We start from the raw sequence: 26352 nt of genomic DNA, 5'->3' as shown, positions 1-26352 counted from the left end.
ACCAATCACACCGTGGCTCTAGAACGAGGTGGTCCGACTATCGGGGACCTGCCAGTAGAGGGGGTCGGGGCGCCCACTGTCGGTCCAGCAAGTTGTGCGACCGCCAGATCGAGCGCGAGGACCTGCGTGTTCGCGACTCCACCGTGTCATGCGAGATCCCCAAGAACGTCTCGAATAGCACCTTGGCTGTTCACGCTAACTGTCTACTCGGGCGAGCGGCTTTTGGCCCTAGCACGGCGAACGGCATCCCTCAGTTCTCGAAATAGTTCATGCGCTACTCACCCGTCTATACCGGATAGTCGGTTCTGACGATACACGGCCGGCATTTGTTCGGTCGAAACTGTCATGAGCATCTTGCATGTCTCCGCCGCTTGCTACCCACGTCAAAGTCAATCGAGTTACTTTGTCGCCCAACCGAACCGGGTGCGTTTGGACATTCTGCCTCGGCCTGCAGACCGCTGCTCAATCCGTCGCGACTATAGGGTTCAGATACGCCCCGGCGGCCAGCGAGGAGAGGCCGCCTCAATACACAAGGAGAGGGCGGCCATTCACCTCGGCTATTTCTTCACAAGCTGCATCAATTCGCTGTAGTTGGTGACGACATCGTAAGCGACGTCCTGGCCATTCTTCTCTCTGATAGTGGCGAAGAACTTACGTGCACATTCGATCTTGGCGTTCTCTATCCCTTTGAGCTGCAGGCTTGATAGTGAACCCTTTGTCTCGGCTACGAAGTACACATGTTTGACGCTGCCCTCGGTGAAGGCGATCGCCCAGTCTGGGTTGTAATCTCCGACCGGCGTTGGGATGGAGAAACCCCGCGGTAGTTTCGCATAGACCTCGACCTCGTTGCTAGTCTCGATCTCAGTCACAAAGTCGCGTTCTATTTTGGAGTCCGTGACAACATAGTCGTAAACGTGCTTCTTCAACTCCTCGCCGGCTTGCGCGAAGTCTTGCTTCGTTTGGTTTTCCGTAAAAATTGCCGAGTCGAAACGGTCTTGGAGAGAGTCGTAGGTCAGGTGCTCGACGATCACGGTGGCCTTCTGCTCGTTGATGAGCCGTGCGGCTTCGGTGATGAACTGCTCCGGGTTGAGCCGAAATTTCGCGAATGTCGCCGGTGTAACCCCTCTAAGGATTGCGGCCGCAGTACGGCGGGTGAGCTGTGTCTTCTCGGTGATCTCCCCGAGAAGGTCATATCTTACCTGGGAGCCTGCGCTAGCGGTCTCTGTGTGCGTCGTCGTATGCGAAGCGCCGAACGCTGCGCCACTCGTGAGGTCGCCAACCTTGAGTTCGTTGCGTTGCTGGCCGGCCTCAACGACGTACTGCATAGTGGCGACGTGGAGAAGTGAGTCCAGTGACCGAATGCATTTGTGGATTAGCTCGTTAGAATTGAACTGGACCTGGTAGACGGCTTTGTGGTTGATCCTGTTCCAGAGTTCCTGGAACTCCTTCTTAGCGAAGTTGGCTTCGTTGAGAGGAATTCTTTTCGGCTTGCGACTGTCCTCTCCGATGACTGTCACATCCAGATATAGTGCGTCCACGAGCGGGAGTGCCGCGACGATGAGCGGCTTGAGTAGCTCCGAGGTGGGTTCCGCGAGTGTGTCGGCGTCTTTTGCTTTCTTAAAAGCGTCAGAGACGGTGTCGTCAGCATTGAGGTAGCCGTTCTCCTCTAAGTATTTGTACAGCTCCTGCGCAAGTGCATGCTCGACCACGGACTCTCCCGCTGGAGTCTGAATGGTTTTTCCTAAGAAGAATTCGACGTTCGCTTTGCGAGGGCGAGACGAAAGCGATTGTGCGATCTCCTGCTGGAGCCCGGTGACGAAGTCGGTGTAGGACTCGTCAGTGACGACGGTCAGCTCGTTTATGTCGTGCACGATGACCGGGTTGTCCATGCGTACGCCGTGCTGATCGACCGCCAGGCGCAGGCCTCGGCCAATTTCCTGGCGGCGGGAAATAGTGTTTTCGCTCTTTTTCAGCATACCCATGACGAAGACGTTGGGATTGTCCCAACCCTCGCGTAACGCCGAATGAGAGAATAGGAAACGCACCGGTTCGTCAAGCGACAGCAGCCGTTCCTTGTTCTTGAGGATCAGGTCGTAGGCGTCGGTGTCAGTGGACTCGCCCTTGTCATCGCCCCGGCCGCTGACCCTGCCGTTGATCTGACGATTGGTCTTCTTGTCGATCGAGAAATAACCCTCGTGGACCGCACGGACGTCATCGCGGCGCAGGTACTCTTGGTACGCCGTGGTGGCATCGTCGAGAGCGAGTTCACCGAGTACCTCGTCGCGGATCAGCGCATACTCGTCCTCAAAACAGCGGGCGTAGTCGCCGAGAGTGTCCTCGCGGTCGTAGTCTCGATACTTCGCGACCGCGTCGATGAAGAATAGGGACAGCACCTTGATGCCCTGCGCGTGTAACTCGCGTTCCTTGTCTAGGTGCGCGCGGATCACCTCTCGAACCTGAATGCGGCGCTTCGTTTCCTCGGTAACGTCACTGTCAGCGAGCTGGCCGGCGACGACGACGTCACCATTGCTGAGTTCGATCACGTCCCGGTTGGCGTCGATGTCAGTGATGAAGAGGCCCCTATAGGCCTCGATACCGCCAGAGATCTCATGCAAGTTGTCACCCTTGTTGAGACGCTTGACCTGACGTTTGATGCCGATCTTCGTCTGAACTTCGATCTCGACCCGGGCCCTGGGTTTGGCACCCTTTGCAATCTCGATGGCATCGAGATACAAATATGCGGTCGAGCCGGCCAACCCCTTGACAGTGATGCCACGGACAGCGATCTTCTTGACCAGCTTCTGGTTATACGCGTCGAGGGCGTCGAGTCGGTAAATTTTGGTGTGCTCGACCTTATGTGTGGCCGAGTAGCGCAGCACCATCAACGCGTTGAATTCGGATAAGGACGCTAATGACTTGTCCGCACCGATTTTCTGCGGCTCGTCGATGATCACGATCGGTCGATTGGCCTTGAGCACGTCGATCGGGCGGCGGGACTGGAAGTCGTCTAGTACGTCATAAATGCGGCGGTTGTCCTTGCCGGATGAGTTGAACGCCTGAATGTTGATGATCATCACCTGTACACCGGCGTCGGCGCTGAAACGCTCTACCTCGTGCAGCTGGGACGAGTTGTAGATGAACGAGCGTGGCTTGGTCCCGTACATCTGTAGGAAATGCTCGGCCGTCATCTCGAAAGACTTCTTCACGCCCTCGCGAATTGCGACCGACGGAACGACGATGATGTACTTCGACCAGCCGTAGCGTTTATGCAACTCCATGATTGTCTTGATGTAGACGTAAGTCTTGCCGGTACCGGTCTCCATCTCGACATCCAAATTCGGCGCCCCCGGTGCCGCTTTGCTGTCTGTAACCTTGGTCGCCAGCGGAATATTTCGTGAACGCTGCACCTTATGGATGTTCTCCAACAGCTGGATCGCTGTCAGCGCGATCTCGCCGTTCCGCAGGCCCGAATCGGAGTAGATGGCCCTCTCACCTGTCCGCCGACGGTAGCCGGGATCGATCCTATAAGAGACGCCATCATTCCTAGGCTGACCGGCGAACACGTCGACCACTGAGTCGACGGCCATGGTCTGATACGGCTGAACCTTGAATTGAAACTTCATCGCCGTCAGATTGCCTTCACATCTGTGGTCGGGGATACCTCACGAAAGACCTGTTCCGCATTTATGCGGGCGTCATCCGACGCGAAACCTGAATCGCGAAACACTGCGCGTAGGGGTTGACGCTCAGCAATGAGATGCGCAATCTGGGGGCCGAGTTCCAGGTCGAAACAGGCGATTAGCGCACCATCCTCAACAATGAATACCTCATGCCCATCGATATGCTCCACCACGATGGGCATCGTTAACTCAAGACCCCAGTCGAGCAATACCTGGAATAGCAGGTCTTCGCCCGAGCGGTCCGCCTTTACACTGTCCTGCAGACCCGAGAGCGAAAGCTGATCGGTCTCGTCAGGAGTGCGTAGCACACCGGCCATATTCGTCGTGTCGACTTTGAGTGCACGGAAACCCGCATCAAAGCCACCGCTGGTTAGGCCGTATTCTTCGTGGATCTTCCGCGCAGCACGTCGGATGCGGTCAAGCGAAATCTTTGCGATCGACCCGTAGCCGGCCTTCGCCGCATCAGATTTTGGAGATGGCACTTCGCCGATCTGGACCATGATAAAGCGACGGTTCCCTGCATCAGCAGCGTTCTGCGCCATGGTGGCATGAGCCATGCTGCCCGACCCTGCGAAGAAGTCCAGGATCACCTCGTCTCGGTCAGGGTGAGTGGCGAGCTGAACAATTCTCTGCATCAATCGGACAGGCTTCGGAAAGTCGAAGTACGTAGGTCCGTCCTTGTCGAAGAGCGCTCGAACCTCCCGGGTCCCTTCCTGCGTGTGTCCAACCTCAGCGTTTGGCCACCATGTCCAAGCTGACTTACCATCTCGCTCGGCCAGATAGGTCTTTCGGCGCGGAATTCCTTTGCCATCTGGACCAAACCAAAATCGTCCCTCAGAAACCTGCGCTTTGTACTCGGATTCCACATTCATCCAGCAGCGGCCAGGCGGAGGGCCAACCTCTAGCCCAGAAGGTGTCACGATCTGGTACATCTGGTTGGGGCGATAGCCGGGCGCAGTAAAATCAGACGACACCCATGGACCGCGCGGGTCATTGTCCGGGTTTCCGAACGCTGCGCAGTCTTTTTCGTCAAGTGGCAGCGGGAGAAGCGCATCGGCGACGACTGCTGAGTCACGTGCATAGACAACTATGTATTCGTGTCCTGCACCGAGCCGCTTCCGTGCTTCGGGAGACGTTCTCTTCTGCCATACGATCTGAGCAAGGAAGTTCGATTCACCGAAGACCTCATCACAGATCCGACGGAGCTGCCCGATTTCATTGTCGTCAATTGAGATAAAAATTACGCCATCGTTGGCCAACATATTTCGCGCAAGTTTGAGCCGTGGATAAATCATACTGAGCCAATCAGAATGAAATCGCCCGTTTGCTTCAGTGTTTGCCATGAGTCGAGTGCCGCTATCATCGGTCTGACCGGACGCGTGTAGATATTCATCGACGCGCTGCGCGAACGAATCTGAATACACGAAATCGTTACCCGTGTTGTACGGCGGATCGATATATATCAGCTTGACCTTGCCGAGGTACGACTCCTGGAGGAGCTTGAGTGCGTCGAGGTTGTCACCTTCGATAAAAAGGTTTCTGGTGGTGTCGAAGTCGACGGACTCCTCGCGCACGGGACGGAGGGTTTTCGCGATGGGGGCGTTGGCCGTGAAGGCTGCGGCGCGTTTGCCTGGCCAGTCGAGCTGGTAGCGCTCCTGTGGACCTTCGACGACATGGTCCGACAACTCCTGGCGGAGGAGATCGAAGTCGATGGCTCTCCCCGGGTTACCCTCGGCGTCGAGCGTCTCGGTGACAACATTGGGGAACAACTCAGCGAGCTTGTCGACGTTGGCGTCGGTCAGGTCGGGCGATGTCATGCGTAACTTCTCCACGGGTTTGCTCTGTCTACCTTTCGACCAACACGGTCAGTTCAGCTTGCTTTGTCTTCAATGCGCGCCGCAATTCGACCTTGCGGTTGAACTGGGGTTCGGTGCGAAGTTTGCGTTCCAGCACGGCAATTTCGCGCTCGATCTTGCGCACCGATTCCAATCTCGCTGCGACCTCCGCGAGATCCTCACCCGGTCGTGCCGCCACCGGTGTCAGGGGCGCGAGAAGCGCGGTATAGAGGGCGGGCAGAGTGAGCGCGGTCGGGAGAGGCTGCCGTTCGCGCGGGCTCCGGGCGGGCTGCCAATTTGTGCTGTAGTAGGCGCCGATCTTCGGCGCACCGGAGCTGGGTTGCTTGTGCGCAGCCACCATCCGAGTGCTTCTGGCCTCACCAACGCCGCGATTGATCTCAAGGACAATCGGGAACGGGATCGCTTTGTCGATCGCGATCAGCACCGGATCGGAAACATCCTCGCCCTTCGCGTCGATCTCGAAGATTTGGATCTCGGGGACTGCGGCGCTGCCGGCCAGGTTGATCGTGGTTTCGGCGAGCTTGTATGCCCAGGTGATGCGCTGCACTTCGGCGATGAACTTTTCGCGTAGAGCGGTCGAAACGGTGCCGTGCTCGTAGAACTTCTCCTTGGGTACCCGCCGGCCGAACTTCGCAGCGTCCGGCCAGCGGTACAGCTGCTGACTCATCGACCGTCACCTGCCTGGTGTGACTCGACGACGGCGATGAACGCAATCAGCTCGAAGTCGTCGAGCCCGGCGATCGTCTGGGTCAGGGCGGTCGTCCGACCACCGGTGAAAAGGCTGTCGATGTCGCGTTCCTCGGTGACGTCGACCATCGAGTGGATCGCCTGGGTGAGGAGTTGCGAGTACCGGCTCATGTCCGTGCCCTCGCCGGTGGCGCCGTTGAAGATACGGACCACGTCGTTGACGGGCTGGTCGTAGGGCCGGCAGCCTGCGCGGATGAGATCGAGCAGACGCTTGGCCTCGGTATGATCTGCGATGACGTCGCCGCGCTCGTCGAGATAGACCAGGTAGTGCGGGTGCAGTCGGTTGCCACGGTTGCCGCTGTGTCCGGTTAGCTGCGACTCGTCGGCGTTGATGTTGTGCAGCGCGAAAATCACACCGGGTTTGAGTCCCTTGTCCGGGTCTGCCGGCACGACGGCGTGAAGGCCTTTCGGTGCGGTGGCCAAGTCGCCGTATTCGGTGAGGTACCCAAGCAGGTCCATTCGGAAGTCGTTGAGTCCGAGGTCGGTAATGGACACACCGGTGCGGACGTCTTCGAGTTCGATGACCTCATCCTGAAGTTTGCGCAGTTGCTGCTTACGGAACGCAGCGTCGGAGTCTTCGAGGGTAAGAACGTTGTCGTCGGCGGTGCCGGCGAGGTCGGCGATGACCATCCGGTTCTCGACGCGCTCTTTGAGGTTGATGTACTCGTCGAGGGAAATATCGGGCCAGAAGTTGACTAGTTGGATGCGGGTGTTGATCGAGCCGATGCGGTCGATGCGGCCGAACCGCTGCACGATCCGCACCGGATTCCAGTGGATGTCGTAGTTGATCAGGTAGTCACAGTCCTGCAGGTTTTGGCCCTCACTAATGACGTCGGTGCCGATGAGCACGTCGACCTCGCGTGTTTCGGTCGGCATTGTGAGGTGGCGCTGCTTCGAGCGAGGGGAGAACATTGACATGACCTGTTGGAAGTCGAAGCCGGTGCCCAATGTCGTCTTCGCGGCGTGGCCGCCCCCGGTGATCAAGGCCGTATCCAGCCCGACCGTGGCAAGCGTCGGTGCGAGTTCGCGGTAGAGGAAGTTCGCTGTGTCGGCGAAGGCGGAGAAGACCAGAACCTTGCGGTTGCCAGGGTTGATCGGGTGGGCGGCTTTGTCCTCGATGAGCCGCTTGAGTGCTTGAAGTTTGAGGTCACGATCCGGAGTGACCTTGCGCATCTCATTTACCAATACGCGGAGGGTTTCGCGGTCGTTCCACAGATCCCTCCGCCACGACTCGACGTCGATGTCCTCGAGGTCGATTTTGATCTTCTTCCCGAAAGTGAGTGCTTCGAGGTTCACGTCATTTTCGTCGTCTACATCCAGATCGAGCTCCGACAGGTCTGTATCGAGCTCGGGGGTGGAATTGTTATGGGCCTGCAGGCGGTCCAGTGTTCGGTCGACCGTGGCCTCAATCTTGGCGAGTGTCAGGCGGAAGGCATCGACCGAGCTCTCCAACCTCTTAAGGAGGTTGACGGTCATAAGCTGCTTGAGGCCACGCTCGCGTCCGCGTTGTCCCAGATTGGCAGTGGCGCCGGGCGCGCCAACGCTGTAGAGATCGTCGTACTTCCCGATCCGGCTGGGGAAGACATAGGCGAGCGGGGTGTAGACGGCGAGGGTAAGCAGCTGGAGCTGCTCGAAAATCTCATTGAAGCCGGGCACGTCTGGCAAGTCGGTAAGCGGTTCGCGGATCGACTTCGGTGGAAGCCGGTTCGGGAACGCACCAATCTCGCTCGTGTCATAGAACGCCTGAATGTGCTTGCGAGAACGGGCAATAGTGACCGCGTCGAGTAATTCGAAAAAATCGAAGTCGAGCATCTGCAGAATGCGGCTGGACGTGCGGTCGTCCGGGTGGAGCTTAGACCATTCGTTGAACACCGTCTGGGCATCTTTGAAGACCCGCTCAACGGTGGTCGACATGTTCAGGTGCTGAGCTAAGTTCTCTGACTCACCCTCATAGGCGAGCTGGAGTTGATTCTTTAGATCGTTGAATCGGTTGTTAACAGGGGTGGCTGAGAGCATCAACACCTTCGTCTTCACGCCCTCACGAATGACTTGGCGCATGAGGCGTTGGTAACGAGACTCCTTTTCCTCTGCGTAATCAGCATTACGGAAGTTGTGAGACTCGTCGATCACGACCAGGTCATAATTGCCCCAATTGACCCGGTCCAGCCGCAGCCCCAGGGATTCGCCGCGAGTTCGTGACAGGTCAGTGTGGGCTAGCACGTCGTAATTGAACCGGTCACCGGCGAAAATATTCGTCGTCAGGTTCGCGTTGTAGTTTGTCCAATTTTCGGCCAGCTTTTTTGGGCATAGCACCAGCACCGACCTGTTACGCAGCTCGTAGTACTTAATTACAGCCAGCGCAGTGAACGTCTTACCGAGACCGACGCTGTCGGCAAGGATGCAGCCGTTGTATGTCTCGAGCTTGTTGATTATTCCGGTCGCGGCGTCGCGCTGGAAATTGTAAAGACTCTGCCATACTCTCGTGTCGAGATATCCGGTGCGGTCGTTAGGCAGCACGTCGTCACTGATGTCGTCCAAGAATTCAGCGAACAAGTTGTAGAGAATCAAATAATAAATTCGCGCTGGGGCGTTTTCCGCATAGACACTCGCAATGTGGTCATAAACAACCTGCGTGACATCGTCAAGTTGGTCAGCATTGTTCCAAATTTGATCAAATAGCTGGATATACTGCGTTGTCATTGGCGCATCGTCAACCCGGTGCACCATATTCGATACCGAATTGCCGCGTTCGTATCCGAGGTCCGCTGTCGTGAATCCTTGCAGGGGCATGTATGCGGCGCGGTCATCAACGACCGCGAACTGTTGCATCCGACTGTCTGTAGCGTTGGACCGGAATGTCGCCTTTCGACGTACCCAGTCCGCACACTCTCTTGCGATCGCGCGCTGGGTAAGTTTGTTCCGGAGCCGAACCTCGAACTCCGATCCGTAGAGACTAGACTCTGCACGCTCTGCTGGGATAAAGAACTCGCGACGTTCCTTACGCAACTTGTCTGTCACTTTTTCTGTGACGAACGAGGGCGACGTAAAAATGAAGTCTAGTTCGGAAACCTGCTCCAATTCCTCACGCAAAGCTTCGAACGCGAAGATCGAGAACGTGGAAGCCGCGATACGCACCTTCGTCTGAGGCGTGATCTCAGTTTTGAGATCGTCCCCAAGTAAGTCATTCACATTATCCAAGATGCGCATACTCGACCCCTTTCCGTAACTGCGAGAAACGTCGCGCGACCGCTTGGCGCCCTGTTGCCAGCATCTCGGATCGACAGTGTGCGCACGTGGTCGGCCCCTTAGAGCAAACATGACTGCCCGCCCATCTGTCGAATGAGCCCTCGGTGCCGCTGCTGCATGTGACGGCGCTAACAGGGAGGATCCATGCCCCTGCCACGTGCACCTCTCAATCTAGTCGAGCCGGCGGATCGATCTGAAGGAGTCTATGCTACGTGCGACCCTGGCTGGACGCTCGACAGGCACGCCATAACGAAGTTTCTGGATCTTCGTCATACGCCCAACCATCCGAGCTGTGTCACATTCGCAGTCGCCTTATTGCAACTCCGCCTCTCGGTCCAGCCGCCCAACGAGTCGGATAGTTCGCGTATTTCTACAGATACAAGCAGACTATCTACCGTCGAACTGAAAATCGCGGATAACTCCGGAATTCACAAAAAATGCTGACGGCATGGAGGAATTCACTAAGCGAAGGGCTTTCGAATTTTAGCTGCTCATCTACAAGTCGCCCGCCTCATAGTCATTGACAACAATCTGCGTGAGTGACCGCGTACGCGCAATGCGATCCAGAAATCGAGTCGACGTAAGGAACCACTCGGTTCCGCCGCGAAGAGATCGACTTCGATCATGGTTGGCGTCGTCGAGCCAACCATGAAAGTCCTTCTCTACCTCAGCGGATTGCCCGGGGTCGACCTGATACACCCGAAGGAGTATCGGATCCTCGGGGAGCGCCGTGATCCTCGTTTGGCCAGATACCCGCGCGAACGTGTCTCGCTCCGATCGACCGACCTTCAGGAGCGTTCGACCAGAATCGACATCGAACGGATAACGCAGGTAATGCGGGAGCGTGTACACGTATATCCCTGGAATATTTTGACGCTCAACAACATCCGTCTGGTTGCGGGCGTTCTCGTCCTCGATCGATCTGGCGACCGAGTCCTCAGAACGCAACTGCAGCCGGCTTTGTAGATCGTCGAGATACTGTTGCGCTTCTGCCGAGAGTTCAGTCCGTTTCAACCAAGTGCGGACACGGCTCGCGATTTGGCCAGCGATGGTTGTACTCGACGGCATCTCACCGTCCAGCAGCGCTGACAGTATCGCGCGATAGTTGGACACGAACCCGCTCGTAGCTACGCCAAGCGCTTCAGCTATTTCCGCTGGCGACTTGTTCTCGCGGGTGAGTTTGTAGACGTCACCCAGTCTGGTCTCGTCTCGTTCCAATAAGGCGGCTATTTCCGCGCGAACACTGCCATTGTCGATACCTTCGGTGCCGTCCACCACTATTCATTCCTCCTGTGAATACTCGGCTCTCCGCACTTACGCACTACGGTCCTCACGGCCTGAGGTCAATACGCCACGAATCCGCCTGTTCATCAGTAACCCCGGACGACTGCAATAATTCGAGCAGGTCCCCTTGCCTCGGCTGCCCGAACGTCAGTCGGTACAGTGCTACCCGCTCCCGAGTCCTGTTGAGTCTGTTCGTATCCACGCTCAGTTGATAAGGCAACACGTCGCGAACGACCTTGTGTGGCCCTGGGTAGATCCAGTCCGGAGCCAGACCGGCGATCTCGGCGTTCGGAGCATCCTGCGCCGCCAACCGGTACGCCTCGCGCCACGGGTTGTCCGCCGCCAACATCGCTGAACTATGCCTATCTGCGATGTTTCGTCGAACAGCGTGCCCACGGAACCTGTTGACGCGGCCGTCTCGCTGCTCGAAATCGACCGGACTGCCTGGCACATTCCAGTGGACCAGGTTGTGGCACCAAGGGTGAAAGTCGATCCCCTCCTGGCCAACGCTCGTGGACACCAGCACAAACGGCCAGAACGGCGAATTGAAGGCTTCGCGTATCTCGCCGGGCCGCGCCGACTCCTCCTCTTGCCGCGCGTCGCCGTACCGCAGCGCGAAGCGGCACGAGAAGTCGATGTCGTTACCCTTCTGCAGCGGATCCTTCGCCTTGTAGACGGCGGGCTTCAGCTTGAGCGCACTCGCTGCATGCCAGGCGAAGGCAATGAGCTTCTCATCGTCGAAATCGCTATTGCCTTCCACCTGAACGAGATGGAAGAGGTGCTCGTCGAGCACCGCCTGAAGGTTGCCATCGGCGCAGTACCGCAGGACCCGCTGCCAGTAGGAGGATTCTTCCGCGTACAAGTGGTCGAGAATCAGCGCGGACTCCCATCTGTTGAACAGAGTCCGCAGCCCGGAGGCCAGAATCGCTGCAGCTCGCCACTGCCCACCGACCGTCACACGCGACGTGTCAACTGATAACCGTCCAAACGCGCGCCACGCGCAGTTCGCAGGTGAGTGCATGGCTAGACGAGCGGTTAAAGTCGTCAGTTCGGCCGGGATTCGCGAGAGATCCAGCGAATCGCGCCGTCGATGAGCTTCGACCGCCGCCTGCACGTACTCATCGATGACAGTCGACTGATCGGATCTGTCGTCATCACTCTCGACGCCCGTATCAGCCCCACGCCCGGCAATGGCGTCGGCTGCGCTCAGTTTTGCGACCTTGCCGCTGAGCGCCTCATCCAGCTTGGAGTCGCTGAGTGCGAGCGGCCATTGCCAGACCAAGGAGGCGACCTCGCTGGCCCCTGTCTCTCGAGCACCCGGCGGAAGGCTGGAGGACAGTTCTGCCGCGATACGTGACACTGCAAACTCTGGGTCGAACGGACGTCCCGCAGCGCCGGCACGACGCAGCGGGTCAGCCATGTCTGCCAGGCCCGGCATCGGGAAAAACGGCAGGAAACCAGCCATTGCAGTCAGCTGGTCACCTCGGCGACGAAACTGCAATCGTTGCGACACATTCTCGTGTGAAGCGGTAACAGCGCGTCCGGTCTCGACTCCTGACCGCGCGATTCTGCGACTTGCGTCGTGGCTCAGCAGGGACGCGACCGCGGTCGGGGTTGCCGTCCACTGAGAGAACACAAGCTTCTTGGTTACTCGAGACGCCCTCTCATCCGCGTACGGCCCTGCTGGCTTCAGATATGGGAGGGACGCGGGCAACCACAGCAGCTTCTGCCAGTCCTGACCCGTCGTCTGGTCCATGAGAACCTCGAGACGCGGATTCGACACAGTCATCGGCTGAAAGTCGTCGACGACAGTGGGATCGAGCCGATCCAGCGACTCCACCAACTCCCGAACGTCCTTGTCACCGATCTTCTCCGCGACACGACGACCGAGCTGGTAGCTGTCCAGGAAGTGCGCGAGCTCCGGAACCGATTTCCAGACGTCCATCGAGAACCTGGCATCCACCCTCTGCGCGAGCTCAGCGAAAGTCTTGTACTGCTGCACGGCTGCCGCAGAGATCGGCGGAGATGCGGTTCGCCGCTCCTCGACCATCGACTCGTTGAGACGCGGAGGTCTTTCCGTTCGGCACATCAACGTCAAAAGCTCCGTGCGAATTCGGTCCCGCAGCTCTCCCGGCTCTTGGCGGTTCTTCACCGCTTGCCGGTACTCTTCCAGCAGCTTCGCTATCACACGGGAGCCCTCACCACTGGTTCCCTGCGCCAGGAAATCGAGCACCCCGAGGAACTGGGACTGATGGGTCCCGTCACCGTCAGACCCGTCGTCGATCGGTTTGTAGGGCGTCGCAGAGAGGAGCAATACCTTCGCGTGGCGATAGTTGAACAGGTCGTGCGCGAGCTCGCTCACAGGACTGTCGACGTCGAGAAGCTCTGTAAATCGCTGAAACTCGTCGAGGATGACGAGGTCCGGTTCGAGTGCCTCGACACCGGCACGCGACAGCACCCTCCTGAGATCACCGATCACCGCTGCCGACGCGGCATACCCACCTGGCACCGCCGGTTTGCCCGCAGTCCTATCGACCAGGTCGTGAAAGCTCTCTAGCACTGTGCTGCCGTCCGGTCCTGGCTCCGAGACTTGACGCAGGAATGTCGAGACGATGTCCTCGTCCAACATCAAGACGGCTTTGCCCGGCGATGCTCCCAGCGAAAATTCCAGATCGGCGACGCGTTGCTTGAATCTGTCGAGGCTCGACACAGTGCCCTGCAGTACCCGATACGCCGCGGTCTTCATCGCACCCGTGAGCTGCAGGTGGTCGGCCAAAATAACGAAAAGCAGAGCGCGTTCTCGCGCGGTACCGGACCGCCATCCCTTGTCAGCGAAGGACGTCTTAGGCGTGAGCGACACAAGGTTGATCGGTTTACCCGCAATTCCCGGCGCTGATTTCAACGCTTCGGTGGACGTCGCCAACAGGCTCAACCGCGTCGACATCGTCACTTTATTGCCGAGGATGTCGAGACGTTGAATATTCTGTCTCGCGACATCCGTATTCGAACAGATGTAGATGACGTCGATCCGCTCGACGTCCGGCTCGTTCTGCAACGCTTCGATCGCCCGCGCCACTACGCCCCGTGCGACCATAGTTTTACCCAACCCCGTCTCGTCAGCAACGAGGAATCGGGTGCCGGATTTTTGTCCGTAGAGCACATCGGACACGTGATCGACCGTTGCCCGCTGAAACGGACGTAACTGGGACAGATGGTGTTCCGCGTCGAATCGTTCCATATCAGCCATTGATTGCCATACCTTCCTCGACTGCGTGGTAGACGGCCGACCACAGCTCTCGGAACCCCTCTGGCAGAACACCGTTCGGGTCATCTTGACTGATGATGCTTGTCACTACACCGGCCAAATGCTCCAAGACTTGCTCGTTCGACGTCGACACTCTGAGCATCTGTTCGAAGAGCCCGTTCTCCAACACGTTCCAGCGGCCGCTCGCATCGAATTCGCCGGCCTCGTCACCATCACTGTCGACAGCGACGCTTGGCGCCCCGAAGGCCAGCAAGAGGGCGAGGAAGCGGCGGAATGCGTCTGGTGTGCTGATCTCGCTCGTCACGATCGAGCTCATACGGGCATCGACGTCGTTGATCAGCTCCGCCATCAACACGGCCGAGCTTCGACGTCCGTCTTCGTCGCTGACGGTCAGCACGAAAAACGCCGTCACGTCCGACAGCCTCAAACCAGCGAAGTTACAGTCGATCGCACCGGTGGAGTCCACTGCCGCCGACGTGGCCTTGTCCGAAAGAAGCGAGATTGTCAGCGACAATCCTTGTGCGATCGAGATCGATTCCGCACTGGTGACGTGAAGAGCGTAGTTGTCTTCGTCCCCGCTCAGTTCGGCCCTCAGCTGTATCGAGAAAATCAACTGTCGAAGCTGTTGGTCGAGTGCAAACTGCGGATCGTCGCTCGGTTCGTTGACGGATTCGATGGTCGTCAACTGCAGGATCGACCCGAATCCCCCCTTGCCGAGAAGCGCGTCAACTCCGAAAATCCCTGTCTTACCAGCCAGCTCGACCAAGACCTCGATGTTCCCACCGAACGCATTGTCCGTGGCATTCGCCGACCCGATGAAAAGGTGTGCTCTTCGGTCTCGTTCGACGCAGAACAATTTGGCATGCAGACCCGCCAGGGTGGGACCACCTGTGGACTCTTGATCGTCTGCGGGAATGCCAGCAGTCGGCGATAGCACGAACGGATCGGTTATCCATGGAACCATGTCATCGGACAATGCGTCGAACGATTCCTGACGCGACACGACCGACACTGGCCCTCGGGCGTACTCTGCCAAAGCTGTCAGACCGCCGTCTGTGAGAAACGGCGACACCACGAGGTGCTTGTAGCCGGAGAAGTCCGGCTCGGGAGCCCGCGAACCCCGGACGCCGAAGACATGAAACGTCAGATCGGTTGCGCCTGTGGGTAGATCCCAGCGGACCCTTCGGAGCTCCTCTGCTAGGGCGGCAATGCGCACCGCGCGGTTCTCCTCGAGGTTCGGCTGAACCGAGGTCGTGAGGTATCGCAGCAGGTCGACGATGGGCTTGTTCTTGGCACTCGGACCGTTCTCGAGAACCCCGTCGAGCGTGATAGCGACGTCCCATGACCGTGATCGAGAAAGGTTGCGGCTCAGGACCAATAGTCGAAAGACAATCTCTCCGGTCGCCTCCGACTCGTACCGCGCCACCCACAACTTGGGGTGGAACAGATACTTCGGGGAATGCTGAACTGCGTGGAGCGCGGGTTCCAACAAGGTGTGAAGACGTGAGCGGTTGGTAGGTACTGCGATCATCCCACGCTGATGGAACACATCGATCTTGTCGATGCTTGCTTGGACGGCGGCAATGGTTTCCAAGGGGTCCGCCGACGCCGCAGAGGCACTCCGTGAAAGGGCCAGGGACGGCAGTAGCGCGCTGTCGAGATCCAAAGTGTAGGTCGTACCGACAACATGCGATACGACGTGCCCCTGCGGCGGCTCGAGACGGTCCAGCAGGGTGACCCTACTATCAGGCGGCAGCACGATCGAGACCCTCCTTGATGTCGCCCACCAGCGTCTGCACGGTAGACCACCGGTAGATCAGACGGCCGGCGCCCGAAGCCCCGGACCATTCCTTCAGCAGCCGGGCATTGTTGAGCCGAGATTGCTCGCCCTTGTTGGCTCTCTCACGGTCGGCGATCAACCCGCGGAGATCCTTCGACCGTGCTGGGTCGTACGCTGCACCCGACCGCACGGCGGTGAGCCAAGAATCGACAAACATCCTCGTGGGCAGCGGAATTGGAGTGTTTCGACCAGCATTAACCCCAGCCCAAAACGCGGAGACATCCCATTCTCCGACCACACGCGCCTCGGCCGACAATTCGTTTGCCCAGTCATCCAACGCCTCACGGTACTGCTCGACGCGACTCACGTCGCCGGGTGTGACGGTTTGCTCGTGCTTCTCAGCCAACAACAAGTTGTACAGCAGCCCCGCGCCGTTGATAGTGAGGGAGAACAACCGCGCGTGCTCCACCAGTCGACGCAACTCGTCGGGAGCCTTGTGCAGTGCTGGGTGGTCCCACGGCCTTGCAATTGCAGTTACATCATCGTCCAGCCCATCTCGCACCAAGTGCGCCAAGTATGAGGTCGGTGCCGCAGTCAGGATTCGTTCCTGAAGCCAGCTCGCCTCGGAGTGACTCAGATCGAAACCAGAGTCGACGCGCGAAGGGAACCCGACTGGAGCATCGAGGCTTATGTTCCACGTCGAGCTCTGCGGACCATCGAGTCGGATGCCAAGCCTCTTTAGCGCCGCCCAATACAGATTCGACGGCAACGTGTTGACGCTGGCACCCGCGACTCGCCCGATCAATCCGTTGGTGTGATCGGCTTTTCGCATTGTTTCGATGAATCTACGCTCCGCGTCCCGCGCTTTAGTGCGGGCCATGGTTCCCGAATGTTTCTTCGTGGCTTCCGCGTAGATCCAGGGCACAAACAGGAAGTACTTCGCCCGTGTATGCACGGTGGAGGTGGCCGGAAAAAGTGTGTCTGAGAGAGTATCTCGAATTTGACCGATGCCAATGTCATCTAGCGTCCCCGAATCGGAGAACAGCTTGACGAGTTCTCGCATCCGCCGCTCCTCGTCAGGCGAGGTATCCAGCCACGCTATATCCGACACGAGCGTTCCTTTCTGTGGCAATGGTCGATCTACAGTGTCCGCGCGACGTCGGCCGCTTTTCGGGTAGCTTTGATGACTCCCTGACCGAAGAACAGATTGCCACCCGCGCCGATCGCGGCACCAATGCCGAATGGCGCTGCACGACCGAGAACCAAGATCCCCTGGCGGGTGCCGAACTTGGTTACGAAGTTGACCCCAAGTACCCGATTGATTGACCGGATGGTCGACAGCGGAACATTCTTCGCGAGCAATGTTCCCAGGTGGGATCCCGTGCGACCAGCAGCTTTTCCGGCAAAGGTCGACCCGCCCCCACCAACGAGCACCGTAAGCACAATCGCCTTCTGATGCTCCAGATCTCTTATTCCTACTCCATGTATCTTCAGGACAGAGAGAATGTGACCCGACGCAGCGGTCATGAACCACGACACGTCTCCACCAGTCATTGCTAGCGCTGCAGCGGTGCCCACACCCGGAACTGCTGCTGCTCCGCCGGTTGCCGCTCCAGTGGCTGTCACAGACGAAAGAAACGTCGTTTCCAGTTTCTTGACCAGCTGGTCGGCGGTGGCTTCAGGGTGACGTTCGTAGAGCCGGTCCACGCGCGCATCCACCAACTTGTTCGCTGCCACCAGGGCTTTGTCGAACAGCGCCATTGTCTTTGACACATCAGACTTCTCGGTCATCTCGATCTCGGATTGCGAGGTCATTGCTGGAAGTTCCTATTCCCCAGGCGAAGCTTCTGGATTGCATTCTTATCTACCTGACTAACCCGTCCCGCCGTTACGCCCACACGTGCAGCAATCTGCGGGTACGTGCGAGGAGGATCGCCGTCGAGTCCGTAGCGGGCAATGACGATCTCCACCTCACGCTCCTCGAGAACGGCAAGGCTGCGCAGTACTGCGTCGAGCTCGTCCATAGTCGGGGTTGCTTCCGCGCGCCGCAGCAACTCTCGGATCTCTTCCGATCCTCGGTCGCCCCTGTCGGACTCAGTCGACGGTCCGTCGTCGACCATCCGGAACGCGAGCTCCTCCAACGACCGATCGTCGCGCACGCCCGCTTCGACGGACCTACGTGCGGGTTGAGCCTGTAGCCATTCGGCAAGCTGCGCGACCGCGCCTAGAACATCTCTCGTGACCACCTCGGTAGCCGATGATGTCAGCTCGTCCAGGTAGGTTCCTCGGCCACCTGCCTTCGGATCTTCGACCGTGTCCTCCATGTACAGCACGACAACCTGCGTCGGTGTCGTTGGCCCCAGACTGCCGACGACGCGGCCCATCCGGTGCAACATCGAACGCCGACTACGGCTCGACGCTACGAGCACGGCCGTCGACGCGTCAGGGATGTCAGTCATCGCGTCGAGGTGTGATGGCATGGTAAGCACGCTCATTACTCCGCGGTCGAACGTCGTCTGGAGCTCGCGCCGATCTCCGGCTTCCAGGTCGAGCGAGAAAGGTGCAGCCAGAAGACCCTCTTCCAACAACGCCTCTGCGCACCTGCTGGCAAACCCTTTCGATTCGGTGAACACCAATGTGTGTCCGGCAGGCTGGACACGATGCGCAATTTCCCTCAGCGCGAATGTCTTTCCAATGCATTCGTCCAACGAGTCGCGCCGCTCACTCACCGATGTGAGATACCTTCTCGCCGTCTGAGTTCCGGCGTCGGACGACGGGCCGTCTGCCAGCCGTAGGACATCCAGTTCGAAGTTGTCCTCGCTGTTGAGTCTGCACCGATACCGGCGGGCCAGTTCCGCACGAGCGCGTTTCGCGGCGTCGTCGTGCTTGCTGTAGCGCTTGGCTTCCTCTGCCTTGAACGGGACGCCAACCAGTAGGACTCGGTACGGCGCAAGGTGTCCGTCCCGTTGTGCGCGGGGGTAGTCACACGCGACGAAGGCATCACCCAGCGCTCGGGCCAGCGACGAGGAGATCGAGCCGACACCGTAGCGCGCCAAACCCAACGTCTGTCGAAACTGACAGGCCACGAGACTCGCGACAACCGACTCCCGCAACATATGTGCATCGTCGACAATCAGCAAGTCAGCGACTCGCCTGCTACCAGGAAACAGGTGGTTGATCGAATCGGCCTTCGCAACAGTCACATTCGCGTGACCATCCGACGCTGCTCCGACGACGTGCACTCGAGCCTTCGGCACCGCACTCTCGATGGCTCGCTTCCACCGGGCGACCGCATCCGCATCCCGTACGAGAACGAGTGCGCTACTCCCCTGCTCGACCGCGGACGAGATCGCGGTGATACCGACCTCGTCCTTCCCCGCTCCGCGGACCGCCTCGATGATTCCGCGCCGACCGTTCCTCTGCCACTGCATGAGCGCCTCGGCCTGCCACTGCCGCAGCGGTCGCACTGTTCGCGTCGCGCTCATCGGTGCCGGTTCTTCACCCACACCGACGCGGTCCCATCCGTCTGCCGAACGAGCTTCTGCTCCTGCTCCAGCTCTTCGAGTACCGACTGAACTTCAGCGGGGCTGTAGCCGGTCACGCGGCAGGCCCTCGCGATGTTGAGCTTCTGACCCGAGTCCCACGCTGCTGCGACCAGAAGCTGCTTCGCGACAGCGTTATTCGGCTTCGGAACCTCCGGCGCAGTAGATATCCGCGGCCCTGCGCTGCTCGGCTCTGCAACAGCGATTTCTTCGGATGCGGGACGCACTATCCCGTAGCTGTCGCCTTGCTGCTCGAGCAAGCCCTCAACGACAAGGCCTCGACCGACACCGCGGACGATGACTTTGTCCACACCGAGATGGTCGGCAACTTCGGTTGCCGATACTTGCGACTTCTGAGCCCTGTCGAGCAGTTCCTGTCGAATGTCCTTTCGCGAGACGACAGTGCGCTTCGGCTCGGTTGCTGGGGTACGTGTCTTCGCCGTCGGCTTTTTGGCTTCCGTCGTGGACGAACGCAGCGTGTAGCGCAGGGCACTACCGGTCGATTGAGCCTGAGCACGTCCAGTCAGCACCAGTTCATTCAGCAGGTCGTCGAGCGCTCCTGGTGATAGACGCAGAGCCTGCTCGAGATCAATCTGTGTTGCACCGGCCGACTCGAGCGACCGCAGAACTACCGACCTCAAATCACCCGCTGGTACAGGGTCCTCGTCTTGCACAGGCTGCGCTGCGGGCGCGGCGGTCCGCGTTGTACGCGAGGGGCTTCGGACAATGGATTCGGGACTCGGAGTAGCTGCAAGTGCGCGTTCGACCACAGCCGGGTTTACGACAACCGGCGCTGCCACAGGCGCCAGAGAGAGTGCTTCTTCCTCTGCAACCTCTTCCGCGATCGATTCGTCTGCGGTCAACGCAACCGGAGCCCACGTCGATTGCGGCTCGTCTGCTACTGGTGCGGCAACGGTATACGGCGGGATTCCCAGCTGATCGAGCGTGTCCCAGAGGGATGCAAGCGCAGCTGTTTGATCGAGGTAGTACTCCGACTCACGAACACGCCAGAACGTCCATCCGACCCGCTTGATTTCCTGTTCTCGTTCCAGGTCGGCTCGAACCTGGTCAGGCGTCGAATGCCAAGCATCGCCGTCACATTCGACGGCAAGTCGTGACGCCCCACCGGTAACAACCAAATCGAGTCGGCGGTTGTTGACCTCGACTTGTGGATTAACGTGATAACCGCGAGCGACGATGTCGTTGAACACACGCTGCTCGAAAAGGCTGTCGAACGGGGCTTGGCGGACGTCCCGACTGACGTTCTCCGGCATAGCCGCCGCCGGAGCCGGGGACGTCGAGCTGACGTAGGTCAGAAGAGATTTACGAAGGTCGGTCGACTTCAGCCGGTCGGGTGTCACGGAGTGAAAGAGCCACAGCTGGTCCTGGGCACGTGACGCCGCGACATTGAACCGCCGCTGAAACTCGTTCTTCGTCAATGATGCGAAGTTCTGTTCTGGCGCAACAACCATCGACAACATGACGACATGCCGCTCGTCGCCCTGAAAGTCTGGCGGAGTACCGACCCTCAACTGACGTTCGTCCCAGACCTCAGTGCTGATCTTTTCCCACAACAAGTTTCGGATAACGTCAACCTGCGCCTGCCCCTGCAGCACAACAACACCGAACGTCTTGCCGTCGTAGGCAGGGTCGTCGAAGCACTCGATCATCTGGCCAACGAGCGCCTCTGCTTCAGCCTCGTTCCGCAGCGTAGCGCTTTTCCCGACGTTGAAGGCGCCTTCGACATAGGTGTGGGCCAGCGGCGGGAGTCGATCCGCGCCGAACTGCCGGACCGGAATTAACGGGGAGTCACGGTAGAACTGGTTGCTCGACCAATTGATGATCTCTGGCATGCACCGGAAGTGCTCTCGTAGCCGAACGACCTGCCCAAACCTGGTGCGCAGCATGGAAAACAGACTCGATCGCGGCGTCAGAGTCGTCCGTACGTGCTCCGGAAGGTCATGCAGATAGAGATCGAGCCGTTCGAAGATTGCGTCGAGTGCACCGCTGGACACTTCACTCGGTGTGCATTGCTTGTCGTCGCCGACCACGATCACGCGGGGAGCCAACCACAACAAGAACAAACTGGTGATGTCGGCCTGGCTGGCTTCGTCGACGATGACAACATCGAACGTATTCGGCTTCGCAGGAATCGAATCGAGGACCTGCTGCAGCGGCATCACCCATGCCGGCACTGCACTCTGCGCGTCGAGCATTGCCGAACGTGCTGCACTGCTGTACTTCTCGGCGTACTTTCCCGTTCCCATGCCGAGATTCGCGATGTGGTCGCGGTACGTCTGCAACGCTTGGACTTCGCTTGCTGTCATTCGCTTCAGCGAATCCCGCCACGCGCTCGCCGCTGCAAGCTGAGACGTCAGCTGGGCAATGTCGGCGTCGATTGCGTCCAGTTCTGCGTCGAGTTCCTGTTCTCGACCTGTTCGGTGCTGATCGATAACCCATTCTTGTGCACGACGCCACGCCCATGCTTTGTCGAGGCCGAAACCGATACCGTCCCATTGCTCGTCCCCCGCAGTGCTGCGGACGAGTCTCGCAAGGGCTGGTGCAGACTTCGCCAGCGTCGATTCGAGCTCGGCCAGTCGAAGCTGATTCGCTGTTTCGGTGCACGCCAAGACGTACAGGTCGACTGCAGTTGCCAATACGTCTGTGTCGGCCGCCTGCAATGTCCGGACGAGGGTGTCGCCTTCGGGCGACGGCGACCGGTCGAACTCGATGGCTACTGCACGAACGAGTGCGTCGAGGTCCGCCCGCGCATCCTCGACATCTGCTCGCGTCGCGATCGCGCCGGCAGCACCCGCTATCGACGACGCTTCTGCCAGTGACCGCACTCGGGGGTGTGTCGCTGAGATCGTCCTTAGCTGATCGACGAGTTCGTCTCGCGCAGCGACGACTGCGCGCAGTTGTTCCAATGCCCGCGTGGTGGATTGCAGGGCGTTGACCTGGAAGCCACGCGAGCCATCGGTGACCACTGGGATCTGCAGATCAGCAAGAAGTATTGCTGCAGCGCGGATTGCGTCGAGAGTTCTCGCATGTTCCGCGACCGCTCGCACTGTCGCGGCATTCGTGGCGGGCGCCCCGTCGACCGTGGCAATAATGCCGGATTGTTCGAAGACTTTCTGCTGATCACTCTTGAAGAATCGGCCAGACTTCCACTCGGTGCCGGATTCGAGTGCCGACGCCAAGTTGTCGAGGACCACGAGCGCTTGCGCCGATGTGTCCGAACAGTGGATGTCACGATGTCCTACAAGCGAATCCGCACGTACGGCTGCATCGAGAATTGCCGGGAGGTTCGCGACACGGGCCCAGAGATATTCCGCGTCGCCGGACATCACGCCGTCCGCAAGCTGTTGGAAATGTGGCGCCAGCTGACGAACGTCGTCGACGCGTCCGCTTAACGACTCACACAGCTCACGCACTCGCTGCGCAGTCGCCGGGTCGACGCCGCCTAAAATTTGAATGAGCTGGGCAGACTCCGCGCCGTCCGTCGCAACCTCGGTATTGACCCTTGCGAAGAGCTTCTCCAGAGCCCGCCGGTCAGGCAGGAGACTGTCGATAGAAGGAAGCGGGCGAGGTGGCCGATCCGACTGCGTTGGCGATGCAGACCTGATCAACCCACGCAACTCGTCGACTTCACTACCCGTGAGGGGCGGCTCGTTCACCAGCAACGGCCCGGGCAGCCAAGCGAATTCGTCTTCGTGCGCCATGACTTCTTTGACGATCGTCGCAGCCGTGCCCGTATACCCGACTGCCACGGGCGGGTGCTGGTACGTTTCGGCTTCGCGAAGTGACCTGATGCGTTCGAGGACCGTCGATCGAGTCTGCCGCGCCTTCTGGCGTCGAGCAGCAAGGTCGTTGATTCGCTGCTCTTCGGTCCGCTCGTTGAAGGACGACTTGCGTTCGGCAATCGTGGCGACGCTCTTGTTCAGCTCATGCGATCCGCCGCGCGCCAGGTCGGTGATCGAGACACAGAGTTCTTGCATCTCTTCAGGCAGCTTGTCACGCAAAACTCTGAGCGCTTGCGACTTCTCACTGGTGACGAGGACTCGTTGCCCACGAGCGAGCAGAGCCGACACCAGGTTCGCAATGGTGTGGGTCTTGCCGGTCCCCGGCGGGCCCTCGACGACAACACCGCTGTCCCTGCCCAAGCGTTCCAGAATTTGCGACTGTTCCGCGTTGGCCGGTAATGGGAACAGCGGATCATCCGCAAGCGTCGACGACGCAGCTGCACCCAGTCGCTCGAGCCAGTCGAGTCGGTCGTCAGGCTCGATGGCTTCGACCAGCTGTGCCAGACCGAGCGGAACCGGCGAGTCGTCGCCATCCACGTCGGCGATCATCTTCTCGTAGTATTCGACCAACGCGAATGCCCCGCGCTTACGGAGAATCAAAGCGGGCGACGGAGTGAGGGTCCGGTTCGCTGTCGACGCAGGTTGCTCGACAAGCTCGTTCACGTCGATCGTCTGGCCGAGCGCGCGAGGCGCCCACTCCTTCAGGAACTGAAGAATGCCCACGCTCAACGGAGACGTCGCATGCTCCCGCAGAAGTTCTTGCAGCCCCAGCGACCCGGATGAATCGAATCCCTCACGGCCTGTGAGTAACTGAGTGTCTTCGAGTCGTGGTGAACTCAGCGGCGTCAGCTTGACCACGAGGTCGCCGGTCGCTTCCTCTCGTTCCACGCTTGCGCTTTGTGTGACGAGGTGCGTTCGGACAGCTTCTTTCGGGTCTGCCCCACTCAGAGTGAGCAGTCCCGACGCCAGTACGAGCTCGATGGATTCTGGGCGAGCAGCAAGCTCCTGCATCATCATCTGAAGTGCCATATGGAGCTCGGCCTGTGGTCTACGCACCCGGTCGGACGCAGCCCATGCTTGCCACTGAGTCGACCACGCGGCGAACTCGCGACGGACAGCGGCAGCCTCGACAGAATCCCGAAGTACCGTGCCGTATCCGACAACGGGGCCCTCGTCGGCGAGCGCGATCGGCGCTGTTCGACTGTTCGCGACATCGACTGGGTTCAACCAGCCGGAAAGAGCTGCCGGCACTGCCGGAGGATCGTCGAGGCTGACGCGCGGCGCACGGACAGCGATTCCACCTTGCTCCACCGACGCATCGATCTGCGTGACGCGGTCGTCACGAAACAGCCATTCGACCTGAGCATGTTCGTTCACCCGTTGCACCGGGCTGGTGCGAGACTTCACGATCTCCCGAAGGAACTGCATCAAGCGCTTGACGCGCCCCTTGAGCTCTGCATCGTGTTCTCGACTAGCCAACGCCAACTCCAAGTGCCCAGATCGCAGGACGACGTCTTCGTCCCTGCCGACAATGTATCGGTTGAGTCGGACACATGTTTTGCAAGACGAAGAGAAATCGGCGAGCGTTTTCGGTGTCCTGGCGATTTCCCGCTCGTGTTCATTCGTTCGAATGAACACGGACTGCACACTGCGCCCTTAGTGCGTCGATGTCCTGGTGCGCACGACCAGAAGATGGCACAGCAGCCCTAGGAGCTGCCACTACTCTCTGACAAGTCGCCGTCGAAGACCTCGGACCCACTTTTCAATGGGTCCTGGTGTCTTCGGCGGACGGAAGGCGTCGTCGACCATCTGCGAGAGGCCCGACCAGTCGACGACGTCGCGTCCGAATGCCGGTGTGACAACGTTGCCTACGAGATCGAAGGGCAGAGGCGGAGCGGGCAGCGTGGTCGACATCATCGTGTCCACCCAATCGAATCCCGTTCCGGCATCGGTCATTACGCGCATGTCGGCGTCACTGACACCGAGCGAACAGTGATGCACGGACTTGAATACCGGTACGTCGACGTATTTCACGTGAGGTACATCGAACACTCGTACTGTGGCCGTCGTCGCCGTGACAGTTCCATTGTCGTTCTCCGCTGTCAGCCGATACTGCCCGCCGGCCTCTACAAGAACCTCCAGCGTATTCGAAGCGCTTCCACCGAGATCGCGGACTTCCCCCGAGGGCATCTCGAGCTTCAAACTGCGGTGTCCCTCGACCTCCCAAGCGAGTTGAATCGGCTCACCACGAAGTTGATAACGGGGCGTGGCCGTGAAGCTCGAAAGCTCTGGCGGGTTCATCAGCGCAGCGACACGGTCGTACAAATACCGGTACCACTCCGCCGCGGAAGGGCGCTCAGTCGCCTTTCCATTGAGCGCTCGACCGAACAGTGTCATCCCCGCGTCGTCGACCTTGTTCTCGATCCCCGAGCTGTTGGAGACCTGAACCACGGACGCAAGAATCGAAAACACGACGTAGGCGACCTTGAACATGTCGGTCGCGATGGTTTGTTCCTTCTGGCCTTCGCGACATTCCTTGGGCAACATCCCAGTCGAGTGGGGCTGGCGAAAGTTCGGCGACTGGCTTTCGATTCGCACCGAGTCGAGGTCGATGAGCTTGATTTCGGCTGGGGCGTCTGCATGGAGAATGTTCCGGAGACTTACGTCGCCGAACACGATGCCGCGTTTGTGCAAGAAATTGAACGCGTAGACAAGCTTAGCGGCGAACATTGTTCGGGTCGCGATGTCGTCTTCGGGCACAACCAGCGAAGCACCGTTACGTGCCGCATGGTCCGGCTTCGCAAGCCAGTCGAGCGAACGTGGGCTGCTTCCGGTTCCTGACGTCTGAACGATCGACTGCTCGATGAAGCGATCGGACAGAACCTCCATCAGATATCCGACAGTCGCCCCTTTGCTGGTTACGAGCTCGAGTGGCCATGCCGCGAAGGAGTCGAGTTCGGCCTTCTCCGGTGCAGACAGCTTCTTCCGGAACGTCACGAGCAAGTCGAGATTCGCGAGCTCGTCCGCGGAGACTTTCTTGAACTCTTTGTACGCGAATTGATTCGATCCCGACGATGTCTTGACCAGGTAGACCGTGCCGAAACCACCTTCACCCAAGGTGCTTTCGATCGTCAGCGATGCTTTGTCGA

The 26352-nt window shown here is 59.2% G+C and carries 12 protein-coding genes; all 12 read right to left on the bottom strand.

Translation table 11 applies throughout. The annotated features are described in order from the left end of the window. Window positions 1-557 precede the first annotated feature (557 nt). Window positions 558-3623: a DEAD/DEAH box helicase family protein gene (locus RhoFasB10_RS04960; RefSeq protein WP_167675397.1), complete on the bottom strand. Its 3066-nt coding sequence runs from the start codon at window positions 3621-3623 to the stop codon at window positions 558-560. Between the two features lie 5 nt (window positions 3624-3628). Beyond that, window positions 3629-5497, bottom strand: a complete 1869-nt coding sequence (locus RhoFasB10_RS04955) for a site-specific DNA-methyltransferase (protein WP_206030539.1) — start codon at window positions 5495-5497, stop codon at window positions 3629-3631. 28 nt (window positions 5498-5525) lie between these two features. Further along, window positions 5526-6203 (bottom strand): DUF4391 domain-containing protein, encoded by a 678-nt coding sequence (locus RhoFasB10_RS04950; RefSeq protein WP_068430407.1) that lies wholly within the window; start codon window positions 6201-6203, stop codon window positions 5526-5528. Continuing rightward, window positions 6200-9490: a helicase-related protein gene (locus tag RhoFasB10_RS04945; protein WP_068430405.1), complete on the bottom strand. Its 3291-nt coding sequence runs from the start codon at window positions 9488-9490 to the stop codon at window positions 6200-6202. Before RhoFasB10_RS04945 ends, RhoFasB10_RS04950 begins: the two co-directional genes overlap by 4 nt. Before the next feature lie 534 nt (window positions 9491-10024). After that, window positions 10025-10804, bottom strand: a complete 780-nt coding sequence (locus tag RhoFasB10_RS04940) for a GIY-YIG nuclease family protein (protein ID WP_068430402.1) — start codon at window positions 10802-10804, stop codon at window positions 10025-10027. A 55-nt stretch (window positions 10805-10859) separates the two neighbouring features. Then, a complete protein-coding gene (locus RhoFasB10_RS04935; RefSeq protein ID WP_167675394.1) occupies window positions 10860-14060 on the bottom strand; it encodes a helicase-related protein in 3201 nt (1066 codons plus the stop codon). Continuing rightward, on the bottom strand, window positions 14053-15837 hold the full coding sequence (locus tag RhoFasB10_RS04930; protein WP_068430397.1) for a phospholipase D family protein: 1785 nt from the start codon (window positions 15835-15837) through the stop codon (window positions 14053-14055). Before RhoFasB10_RS04930 ends, RhoFasB10_RS04935 begins: the two co-directional genes overlap by 8 nt. Beyond that, complete coding sequence (locus RhoFasB10_RS04925; protein ID WP_068430394.1) at window positions 15824-16969, bottom strand: DUF6361 family protein; 1146 nt, start codon at window positions 16967-16969, stop codon at window positions 15824-15826. The genes RhoFasB10_RS04930 and RhoFasB10_RS04925 overlap by 14 nt, the downstream gene beginning before the upstream one ends. 29 nt (window positions 16970-16998) lie before the next feature. Further along, a complete protein-coding gene (locus RhoFasB10_RS04920; protein WP_068430391.1) occupies window positions 16999-17673 on the bottom strand; it encodes a hypothetical protein in 675 nt (224 codons plus the stop codon). After that, window positions 17670-19343 carry a sigma factor-like helix-turn-helix DNA-binding protein gene (locus RhoFasB10_RS04915; RefSeq protein WP_157105406.1) on the bottom strand — a complete coding sequence of 558 codons (1674 nt, stop codon included), beginning with the start codon at window positions 19341-19343 and terminating at the stop codon, window positions 17670-17672. The genes RhoFasB10_RS04920 and RhoFasB10_RS04915 overlap by 4 nt, the downstream gene beginning before the upstream one ends. Continuing rightward, on the bottom strand, window positions 19340-24682 hold the full coding sequence (locus RhoFasB10_RS04910) for an AAA domain-containing protein (protein WP_167675392.1): 5343 nt from the start codon (window positions 24680-24682) through the stop codon (window positions 19340-19342). Before RhoFasB10_RS04910 ends, RhoFasB10_RS04915 begins: the two co-directional genes overlap by 4 nt. A gap of 240 nt (window positions 24683-24922) precedes the next feature. After that, the gene (locus RhoFasB10_RS04905; protein ID WP_167675391.1) at window positions 24923-25963 is read right to left on the bottom strand and encodes a protein kinase family protein; all 1041 of its coding nucleotides are present in this window, start codon (window positions 25961-25963) and stop codon (window positions 24923-24925) included. Between the last annotated feature and the right edge of the window lie 389 nt (window positions 25964-26352).

Source organism: Rhodococcus sp. B10, from assembly GCF_011770055.1.
In the GTDB taxonomy this organism is placed as follows: Bacteria; Actinomycetota; Actinomycetes; order Mycobacteriales; family Mycobacteriaceae; genus Rhodococcoides; species Rhodococcoides kyotonensis_B.
This window is presented reverse-complemented; position numbering and strand designations above follow the sequence as displayed.

Excerpts from the sequence above, each read along its gene's own strand:
- RhoFasB10_RS04915 (WP_157105406.1), bottom strand. The coding sequence starts at position 19,343 with ATGAGCGCGACGCGAACAGTGCGACCGCTGCGGCAGTGGCAGGCCGAG.
- RhoFasB10_RS04935 (WP_167675394.1), bottom strand. The coding sequence starts at position 14,060 with ATGGCTGATATGGAACGATTCGACGCGGAACACCATCTGTCCCAGTTA.
- RhoFasB10_RS04950 (WP_068430407.1), bottom strand. The coding sequence starts at position 6,203 with ATGAGTCAGCAGCTGTACCGCTGGCCGGACGCTGCGAAGTTCGGCCGG.
- RhoFasB10_RS04955 (WP_206030539.1), bottom strand. The coding sequence starts at position 5,497 with ATGACATCGCCCGACCTGACCGACGCCAACGTCGACAAGCTCGCTGAG.
- RhoFasB10_RS04920 (WP_068430391.1), bottom strand. The coding sequence starts at position 17,673 with ATGACCTCGCAATCCGAGATCGAGATGACCGAGAAGTCTGATGTGTCA.
- RhoFasB10_RS04960 (WP_167675397.1), bottom strand. The coding sequence starts at position 3,623 with ATGAAGTTTCAATTCAAGGTTCAGCCGTATCAGACCATGGCCGTCGAC.
- RhoFasB10_RS04945 (WP_068430405.1), bottom strand. The coding sequence starts at position 9,490 with ATGCGCATCTTGGATAATGTGAATGACTTACTTGGGGACGATCTCAAA.